Consider the following 9,311-nt stretch of genomic DNA (forward strand, 5'->3'; position numbering starts at 1 on the left):
AAAACCGCCGCCGATGGCACTGCCCAGCGCGGCTTTTCCCGCATCCCCGGACAGCGAGGAGGTGATACCGTAACCGTTGTTCTGCGCGGTATACTGGCTCTGTGACATCGCATTCCCGGCCGAGGCCGCTGCTGTCAGGGCAAACAGGGTCGGCAGATAGGTGCCGGCATTGGTTTTACGCTCACCGCTGATACACGGGATCCCGCTCTCATCCGAGATCCAGCCGAGCGATCCGCCGTTATTGCGGGCATTCTGTCCGCTGCCGGCCTGACTGCCGCCGTCCGTCCGGTCAGCCGGCTTCGGCACCGTGCGTACCGTGCCGTCCGTAAAGACAAAGGTGATCGAGGTGATATCCCCGCGCACACAGGACAATGTCCAGTCACCGGTGGCCGAGCCGCTGATCACCGCCCCTTCCACATCCGGTAACGCAATGCCGTTCGCCGTGAGGTTGTCTTTTCCCACCACCACCTTGAACGGATACGGATCGGTCACTTTACCGTCGATGGGCACCCGGCCCAGCAATGCCGTCATCGCCTGACTGCCCACCAGAGTGGCATTTTCGGGTATCGTGTAAGCCGGTTCGGTATGCGCCTCACCGTCCGCCGTACCGGACAGCGTGCGCTGATTTTTCGCCACCCGGTCCAGTTCCGCTTTCTGACGGGTAATGGCGTTATCCTCCAGAAAAGACGTCGGAAACGCCGGTTTAGCCGGTTGTCCGTTCACACTCCTTCCCGGTTCAGCCGGCTGAGCATCCTGCGGCTCAGCCCACAACAGCCCGTCTTTCACCGTCAGCCCGCTGCCCTGGGCATCCAGCCCCAGTCCCAGCGGAATATCGCCGTGTCCGCTGCCGGATGCCGGCTGACCTGACGGGGCGGTCAGTGACGCCCCCAGGGTATCCAGACGCCGCATCAGCGTCTGCTGCTCCTGTTGCAGAGCACGCTGCTGACTCTCCGCTTCCTGACGGACAGAGGCCACCGCAGACTGGATCTGCCCCGATACATTCTGTTGCCGGCTGCGCAGCTGCGCATTCTCTTCCAGCAGTTTCTCGTTTTGGGCAATCAGCTCCGCCTGACGGTCACGCACCGTTTTCATGGTGCCAATCAGTGTCCGCAGCGTATCGGCCGGGGTATCCCCCTCAATCCCGAGCGACTTCAGCTCTCCCGGGTCAAGATCATTAATCGACTGAGACAGACTGTCCTGCCCGCCGTTACCGGCCGGCGTCTCCGGCTGACAACTTTTGATGCCGATCAGCACCGCCAGCGTCAGTGCGGACGGCACCAGTATTTTGACCAGCGTATTGGATGTCACTTTCATCGGGCTTTCCCTCCCGTTCCCCGGACAGGCGGCTCCGCCGGAAATGCCTTATCCGGTTTGCCTTTCATCACCAGATATACCGTGGTGGTATCCTCCGGGGTGCCCTTCACATCCAGCCACTGATGCTGGAACGTGGCGCTGACAAACTGCCCCTGCAACTGACGGGGATCCAGCACCACTTTCTGAGCGGACTGGTTGGTCAGTTTCACCGCCACCACCCGGTACTCCGCCGCCTGCCAGCCGGCCAGCGGCTGTGCGGTCAGCGGCGCTGACGGGTAGAGTGCCGTCAGTGTTCCGGGTAAGCTCAGTGATAACGGCTGTACACCGGGCACCGGCTCCACGGTTCTTAACGGCGCATACAGACTCTGGGCGGCATAACGGGTCAGTAATACCGGTAACGGGGCCGGATAACGGGGCTTCGCTTTGCGCTCCCCGGTTCCGGTTGCCGCCGGGGCCGTATTGCCGGCGGTCCCGCCGGTCTGCCCGCTGCGTCTGACGGTCTGACTGTCACGCTGCGTGCTGACTTCCCCGCTGTACACCACCCGTACCGGCTCCAGCGCCCCTTTACCTGCCGTGGCTGTCACATCCAGCAACAGGATTTCCCCGCTTTCCACATCCTGTAACTGAAGACGGGTCTGCGGGAACGCACTTTCCGCCCGCAGATAGACCGCCCCGCCGGTACTCTGTATCCGCAGTTTCTCATTCAGGGACGGCGGAAACCCGACACGCACATTTTTTTCCACAAACACAATGCGTTCTTCCCCCACATGCAGGGACACCGGCAGCGGAATACGCTCCCAGCGGACCAGTTCCACCGCCTGCACCGGCAGCGGCAGTGAAACCGCAGAAAGCACCGCTGAAACCCCGAGCGCACAGGCGGTCAGATGATGTTTGATGCTCATTGACTGGCCTCCTTATTCTGCTCCGCGGCTTCCAGACGCTGAGGTGTCCCGTCATAGCAGTCCAGCGCCAGCCCGAACGGATTGCTTTCCGGATCCCCCTCCCAGCGCACCACTTTCACCGGATAGCGCACCGTTACCCGCTTGACCGGCTCCGCACTGAAATATTCATCCGCCACCAAATCCAGGCGCACAATCCAGTTATCCCGGTCAATCACCCGGACTTTATCCTCACTGAACCCGCGCCCCGGGATTTCATACACCACCCGGGAGCGTCCTTTCAGCTCCCCGAGCGTGGTGCGGTAAGCAGCCTCTTTCTCAAAATACGCCCGGCAGGACGGCGTCAGATAAGCACTGAGCTGCGCAATCTTGCGCGGATAGTCCACCTCACCGTCTTTCGGCCAGGCATTGAGCTGCTGAAAAATATAAAAGCTGAAGGCGTACACCGTCGGCAGCGGCACTTCCCACCATGCACGGGTACTGCCGGATCGTAAATCCGGCGGATTATGGATGGTCAGTTTATCCGGCGCCCGCATCCAGCCGGTAAATGCCACTAACAGGCAGAAAATCAGTACCCCGCAGATCACCCGCAGGGTCAGAATATGCTGATCCCGGTTTTGCAGGGCATGACGGAATTTACTCATGGCGGCCTCCGGCAAGATACCGGCACAGTGACACTGCCTGTGTCCGGCGTAAAAACCAGCCCTGAGACACGGTGATCAGGGATTTTTCGGTCAGCCGCCCGGTCAGCGGCAGGGTGCGGGCAAACCCGGTTTGCAGTTTCCAGGACAACCGGCGGTAGAGATAATTTTCCGGTTTTCCGCGTTTGATGCGGGTCAGAAAGGTGCCGCCGAAAAATACCACGACCAACGGCATAATCAGTGCCCCGGTCGGCAGAATAACCCATCCGGCCAGCGGTAACAGCGGGAGACTGATAATAACCCCGCCCGCACAACCGACGCCGGCAGCCGCAAACATCTCATGGGTGGTAAATCCGCGAAAGACGGTGGGTTCCGCATTTAAGCGATCCGGCATAAAATCGATGGTCTGCATCGTTGCCTCCGCTTAAAAAATAATGGTGGCGGATTTTCCGGCCAGCCAGACGACCGCCACAATCAGGACCACACCGACCACAACAATGGCGCCGAATTTACCCCAGCCGGCTTTTTCATCCCGCACTTCATTGAAAGTGGAAATCGCCGCCTGAGCCACCACAATAAAAGCCACCGCCGCCGCAACCAGCCCGCCAATCACAATCCCGTCATTAATATAGCCCTTGAGGGTATCCATCAGCCCGCCACCGCCGCCGGAAGAGGGGGGCTCCACCTGTGGCAGTGCGGCATACACCGGCATCAGACTGAATAACGACCATAACGTCATCACTGACGTCCCCATACGGCGGGCACCCCGCCCCCAAAACGTGTTTATCTTCATAAAATGCCTTTTCATCCTGTAAAATAAAGTCAACAACACACTCAGCTGGCAAACATCCAGATGCAGACCACCAGTAATATCACCGCCCGGACAGCAAACTGCCCCATTTTGGCGGCACGGACACTGTCATTTGCCCAGCCCCGGTAAACATCAACCAGTCCCCAGGCCGCCCATAAAAACAGCACCGCCAGTAATGCCCCGATACACAACAGATTCAGAACAGCCGGAGACATCCCCGGACCGGCAGCGGCCTCAAACGCCGCCTGCTGTGACGGATTCATCGCTGCTCCCGGCGGTAATCCCCGCGCAGCGGCTCCGCCACATTCACCGGCACCGTGGGCTGGGCACGGGACGGCTCCAGATAGCGGGCAATCCCCTGCCGGATAATCTCCACCTCTCCGGAGGCACGGGAATAATCAAAATAAAAACGGGTGCGGTTATCCTGATTTGCCTGAATACGGGCACGCTCCAGACTCGCCTGGATGTGTTCAAGCTGTTTTAAGGTCAGCGCCAGTTCATCTTTTTCCCCGGCCTGTGCCGGGCACACCAGACAGGCACTGACCACCAGTGCACACAGGGGAGTGAGAGGAGAAAATAATCGCATAACGACTCCTTAAAGACGGTGAATGTGGAGTCAGGGTAAAAAAGGCGGGCAGAAAAAACAGCAAACAATTAGTTTTCCAAAATTTTTAATTTTATTTTGCTTGCTTTTTGCGAAAATAGATGAAACGAAGAAATAAAAAGTATCCCTATGACACTGACAATCACTCAAAAATCAGGGCATTTTGCCTGGTGTGCACTGGTTGCGCTGCATCTGGCAGAACAGGACGGACAGGTCAAATCTGACATACAAAAAAACCTGTTTTTAATACGCTGGCTGGCAACTTATCCCGGCCGACACACCGCCACTTTATTTTCTGCATTCACTCATCCCTCCCGCTGTCTGCGCCGGATAACTCCGTCCTGACGCGCGGGCACGCCGCTTGTCTGCTGACAGAGACACACAAAAACAAGTGTTGTGTGTCTCTGTCCAGCGTCTATAAATATTTTTTGAATGAGGCAGTGGCCACTGTCACCGCAAGCCCGAACAACAGCGCCGCCGGTAACAACACCAGATTCGGGTAAATGGCAGACGGCCAGGACAGATAAATCATACACGGAACAAAAAAGGCCGGTTTGACAAAGCGTTTGGCGTGGTGATACACAAAACTGGATTCATACCCGGCACCATAACGCCGCAAATCACGCCGGTTAAAACCTTCCACCATGCCGACCAGCAGCACCATAATAAACAAAGGCATCGACAGCACCAGAATGGTCACCCGGATAAAAAACGTCAGCGTCACATACACTGTCGCCAGCAGATAGTCCCTCAGCTCAGACACCAGCCAGCTCCGCCAGTTATCCAGTTCACGGGCGATCGCATTCCCATTGGCCGATGGCACCGGGTAGACGTTCTGCCAGCTGTCCATCAGGCCGGACTCCACAAACAACCACCGGTATGCCTGCTCTACGGTATGCGCCAGCCACTGCGCCGGACTGGACATCAGCAGACTGCGGGTAAACCCTTCCGACAGATACCCGCTCTCGGTTAACATCACCTGCCGGCTATGGTCTGCTCCTTCGTCCGGCCAGAAGAATGCAATCCCGACCCATTCAATCACCAGACTGCATACCCAGGAAGCCAGTAATACACCGATGATGGCCCACGGCCAGTGCCACACCAGTTTGGTCAGCAAACCGGGTTCTTTTGCCGGATGACGCGGGGTTTCCTGACGGGCTTCAGTTGTTGCCATCGTTGCCTCCTTCGGTATCCGGATTCATCTCAGTTACGTTCATGCCGCCGGTGTCCGGGTGTACATCCGCAAATGGTGTTGCCGTCCACCAGGTTTCGCCGGTGCGGTAATTTTTCTCCATATACTGTGCGATTTTTTGCAAATCCGGTGGCATCAGGGTATCCTCCCCGGCCGCCGGCAGGGGCATCCTGATTTTCCACAACTTTCCGCCTTCCAGCAGGGCAAACGCCTGCCCTTTCGGTAACTGAATAATATCTGCCGGTAACAGTAAGGGTTTCGCCACCATACTGACCCTGTCCTGGGTATTGGAGGTGAAATCACTCCCCTGCCCCGGGTTGGAAATATCGGTGATCCCGGATACCAGGGTTTTGGTGTAAATATCCACTTCCGGCAACTGTTCTGTCAGTAATTTTGCGGTCATCAGTTCACGGACACGTAACATCACCAGAGTGTTAAAGTTACCGGTGACCTGCGCCGATTTGGCGGCATTCCCCAGCCGGGCCTCAATATCAGACCAGGTCTGCGTGTAAGCCGTCACCTCAATCCCCGCCCCCCCGCTCTTGTTCAGTAACGGAATAAATTCATCCCCCATCAGTTCATTAAACTCATCGCAATGCAGGCTGATCGGTAATTTTCCGGCGTGCCCTTCCTCCGGCAGACCATCCCCGGTTCCGAATTTATAAATATGCCCGGCTACCGAGACCAAATCCGCAAACATGGAATTTCCCACCGCCGCCGCCACTTCCGCATCCGATAATGCATCCAGACCGACATACACAATCCCTTTTTTCCGGATCACCTGCTGCCAGTCAAAAATCGGACGGGGATCCTGCATATTGGTATAATCCGGCGATAACAGGGCTGCGGTTTTTCCGGTGGTCAGTTTTTCCAGTAACGGCAGCAGGGAGGCCACAATTTTATCAAAATAGGTCCGGTCATAACGGATCGCACTGCGCAGCCCGTCCAGAATCGGATCATAGATTTTTTTCCCTTTTTCACTGCTTAACGCCAGCTCTGTTGCCCAGATAGCCACCGCTTTCGGATCACTTTGCAGATGACGGGGCACATCCTCCACGGTCAGCGCATTCTGTGCATTCTCGATTTGAGCAAATAAATCCGGCAGTTGTGCTTTAATCACCTGCATCGAATACGTCTGATAGAGTTCCCCGATATTGGTGACATAACGTAAAATTTTCGCATAATCCGGACGCTCTCCCAGCGCGACCAGTGCCCGGGCAATAATATTGACAAACCGCCAGGCAAACTCCCGGAACGCCGCACTGTTCCCTTCACCGGATAACTGGCCGGCAACCCGCCCGGCCACTTCGGATACCCGGCCAAAACGGCCGATGGCGTTATAACGGGCACTGATATCCGGCCAGCCCAGGTGAAACACATAAAACTCCTCACTGCGTCCCGCCCGGTGCGCTTCCGCCCACATCCGGCGCAGCAAATCCGCATCCCCTTTCGGATCAAACACTATCGTGATATTGCCCCGGCGGATATCCTGCGTGATCAGCAGTTCCGCCAGACGCGTTTTGCCGACACGGGTGGTTCCCAGTACCAGCATATGACCGACCCGTTCACGCAAATCCATCGTCACATTCACTTCATCCGGCTCCACACCGTGTAACACCGGATTTCCCCCACCGGCGGCAGCGGGCGGACCGGATTCAGGCGACTGTCTTTCTGCAAAAGCCGGCAAACCGCCGGGAAACGGGATTCAAAACGGAGTTCAAACTGCCGGGCCAGCCGGTAATGTGCCGGCGGCTGAACATACCGCTCCACTTCCGGGCGCTGGGTTTCCAGCAGGCGCTGCGTGTGTTTCTGCTGCCACTGAAACCCTTTTCCCAGAAACAGGCGCTGCCGGCTGACCGGCACCTGTGCCGACGTCACCTGATAACGGGGAAGACGCCGGAGATTCCGGCGGTAACGTAAGACCCGGAATCCCTGATGCGCCCGCAGTGCGGAAAAGCCGGCAAACGCGCCGGCGGTGACATAACTCACAGACGGAGACAATGCCACAGCCCAGGGGGCCACCGCACACACAAATGCCGCCCCGCCGGACACCAGGGCACTGTTCAGTTCCACGGCCGGTCGCAGCCAGGCCTCTATCACATAACGATCACTCATTCTCTCAGACTCTTTTCTGGGTGTTTCCCGGGGAAACAGTGTTCAAAACTTAACCGGTGTTTCCACTGGAAACAGTGTTCAATACTTAGCCAGTGTTTCCAGTGGAAACAGTGCTCAAAACTTAGCCAGTGTTTCCAGTGGAAACAGTGCTCAAAACTTAGCCAGTATTTCCCGGGGAAACAGTGTTCAAAACTTAGCCAGTGTTTCCAGTGGAAACAGTGTTCAAAACTTAGCCAGTGTTTCCACTGGAAACAGTGCTCAAAACTTAACCAGTGTTTACCGGGGAAACAGTGCTCAAAACTCAGCCAGTGTTTCCCGGGAAAACAGTGCTTAACCATAAGGAGGATCTGACGGATTTTCTTTTTCCGGCACACGCGTTTTTTTCCCGTGACCGTGGTGATGACGGCGGGCAGGACTATTTTTTTTCCCCAGGATCCCCATCACAACAAAAAATACACACCACATCAGCAGGGCCAGCCAGAATGCCGGGGAGTCAACCCCGTCTGAAGGCCATATCGGCGGTAACATTACTTCACCTGCTGGGTCAGCCCGGTTTCCGTGATCAGAACCGGGTAATGGGATACCTGAAGACGGTGAGCCAAATCGGTACCGGATGCCGGGGAGAGCAGTCCTCCCTGAGCCAGTGCCTGAAGCGCCTGTAATCCGGCGTCCGATTTCACATTCACCACCATCCCGGCCGCATTCATTGCCTTCAGCCGGGTGGCATGCTGTGTGAGCCAGGCCCGGGATAACGGATCATCCCCCACCAGATACAGTGCCCCAATCCCCGGTAAATGCAGCGCGCGATCATCCACCTCCCCCGGTGTCATTTCCGGTGTCTCAACCGGCAACACCATTGACGGTGCCATCATGGACGGCAGGGGGCGGGACGCCGGCTTTGTTGTCCATTCATTCGGGGCATTATTTATTGCGTCATAAAAAGGCGCGGTCGGCTGCCCGCCATAATCCGCCACCACCGTTAACGCCGCCTGACTGCCGCCGGCAACGCAAAACAGCAGCATCCCCAGGACGGACAGGGGATAAAAGGCACGCGTTGTCTTTTCTTCAGAATTATTTCGCATTGGTTTTGTTCTCCGGTTCTATCCACACAAACGATACCGGTCGTTCTGCAATGGCTACCGGTAAATGAGCGGAAACAGGTTGGGTACCGCCCGTCAGTGTTGCCAGCTGGCGCCGGACGATACCTTTATAACGGGTGGCGGGCTGACCGCCCGCCGGATGGTGATAACAGCCGGCAGCACGGAGCCAGCTGCCCGGTGATGTGTCATAACAGCGCTTCAGAATACGGGCTGCCACATGCAGATTGGTATAAGGATCAAAAGCCTCCCAGTCAGAACGGAAGTGATGCCCGTTCCAGCCTAAATTGACCTGTGCAATGCCCACATCGATGCGTTTGGGGGATGTCGTCTGTAAAAATGCCTGTAAAGCCTGCCAGGCGGCCTGCCGTGTCGGATAACGGTATCCTTTACCGGCCACATTCAGTGTCCACGGCCAGGGATGGATTTCACCGGCCTGCGGGTGATGTGCCGGTAATGTCCAGGATGACTCCGTCAGTGCCAGGGAATACAGCGCTTCTGCCGGTACATTCTCCTGCCGGGCCACCTCACGGTAGCCCGGCGGCACCTCCCGCGCCGGTAACGGCACGGAAAACAGCAGCAGGACAAGCATGAGCAGGGAATTTTTACGCATCACGCCTCCGAATTAAGGTGTGAGT

Annotated in this window: 12 protein-coding genes and 1 pseudogene; all 13 read right to left on the bottom strand. The window is 56.9% G+C overall.

Annotated elements, in window-relative coordinates; all coding sequences use genetic code 11:
• Positions 1 to 1,314 (bottom strand): TIGR03752 family integrating conjugative element protein (locus PR833_RS19555; RefSeq protein WP_272526442.1); only part of this gene is annotated, 1,314 nt, incomplete at its 3' end.
• Positions 1,311 to 2,216 (bottom strand): TIGR03749 family integrating conjugative element protein, encoded by a 906-nt coding sequence (locus tag PR833_RS19560; RefSeq protein WP_216684210.1) that lies wholly within the window; start codon positions 2,214 to 2,216, stop codon positions 1,311 to 1,313. The genes PR833_RS19555 and PR833_RS19560, both read right to left, overlap by 4 nt.
• Positions 2,213 to 2,857: a PFL_4703 family integrating conjugative element protein gene (locus tag PR833_RS19565; protein ID WP_216684209.1), complete on the bottom strand. Its 645-nt coding sequence runs from the start codon at positions 2,855 to 2,857 to the stop codon at positions 2,213 to 2,215. The genes PR833_RS19560 and PR833_RS19565 overlap by 4 nt, the downstream gene beginning before the upstream one ends.
• A complete protein-coding gene (locus tag PR833_RS19570) occupies positions 2,850 to 3,266 on the bottom strand; it encodes a TIGR03750 family conjugal transfer protein (protein ID WP_108202130.1) in 417 nt (138 codons plus the stop codon). The genes PR833_RS19565 and PR833_RS19570 overlap by 8 nt, the downstream gene beginning before the upstream one ends.
• Positions 3,267 to 3,278: 12 nt before the next feature.
• Positions 3,279 to 3,593, bottom strand: coding sequence for a TIGR03745 family integrating conjugative element membrane protein (locus PR833_RS19575; protein WP_394805324.1), 315 nt, complete (start codon positions 3,591 to 3,593; stop codon positions 3,279 to 3,281).
• Positions 3,594 to 3,688: 95 nt separating this feature from the next.
• On the bottom strand, positions 3,689 to 3,928 hold the full coding sequence (locus tag PR833_RS19580; RefSeq protein WP_214177009.1) for a TIGR03758 family integrating conjugative element protein: 240 nt from the start codon (positions 3,926 to 3,928) through the stop codon (positions 3,689 to 3,691).
• Positions 3,925 to 4,251, bottom strand: coding sequence for an integrative conjugative element protein, RAQPRD family (locus PR833_RS19585; protein ID WP_248129431.1), 327 nt, complete (start codon positions 4,249 to 4,251; stop codon positions 3,925 to 3,927). Before PR833_RS19585 ends, PR833_RS19580 begins: the two co-directional genes overlap by 4 nt.
• Positions 4,252 to 4,684: 433 nt before the next feature.
• Positions 4,685 to 5,443, bottom strand: coding sequence for a TIGR03747 family integrating conjugative element membrane protein (locus PR833_RS19590; RefSeq protein WP_248129430.1), 759 nt, complete (start codon positions 5,441 to 5,443; stop codon positions 4,685 to 4,687).
• Positions 5,430 to 7,576 (bottom strand): annotated as a pseudogene (gene traD / locus PR833_RS19595) (type IV conjugative transfer system coupling protein TraD). Before traD ends, PR833_RS19590 begins: the two are co-directional and overlap by 14 nt.
• Positions 7,573 to 7,914 carry a hypothetical protein gene (locus tag PR833_RS19600; protein WP_272526443.1) on the bottom strand — a complete coding sequence of 114 codons (342 nt, stop codon included), beginning with the start codon at positions 7,912 to 7,914 and terminating at the stop codon, positions 7,573 to 7,575. The pseudogene traD and the gene PR833_RS19600 overlap by 4 nt, the downstream one beginning before the upstream one ends.
• Complete coding sequence (locus tag PR833_RS19605) at positions 7,907 to 8,104, bottom strand: hypothetical protein (protein WP_248129428.1); 198 nt, start codon at positions 8,102 to 8,104, stop codon at positions 7,907 to 7,909. The genes PR833_RS19600 and PR833_RS19605 overlap by 8 nt, the downstream gene beginning before the upstream one ends.
• Positions 8,104 to 8,658: an integrating conjugative element protein gene (locus tag PR833_RS19610; RefSeq protein WP_248129427.1), complete on the bottom strand. Its 555-nt coding sequence runs from the start codon at positions 8,656 to 8,658 to the stop codon at positions 8,104 to 8,106. The genes PR833_RS19605 and PR833_RS19610 overlap by 1 nt, the downstream gene beginning before the upstream one ends.
• Positions 8,648 to 9,286 (bottom strand): transglycosylase SLT domain-containing protein, encoded by a 639-nt coding sequence (locus PR833_RS19615; RefSeq protein WP_248129426.1) that lies wholly within the window; start codon positions 9,284 to 9,286, stop codon positions 8,648 to 8,650. Before PR833_RS19615 ends, PR833_RS19610 begins: the two co-directional genes overlap by 11 nt.
• Positions 9,287 to 9,311 lie beyond the last annotated feature (25 nt).

The sequence above is a fragment of the Providencia sp. PROV189 genome (assembly GCF_028480065.1).
Lineage (GTDB): Bacteria > Pseudomonadota > Gammaproteobacteria > Enterobacterales > Enterobacteriaceae > Providencia > Providencia stuartii.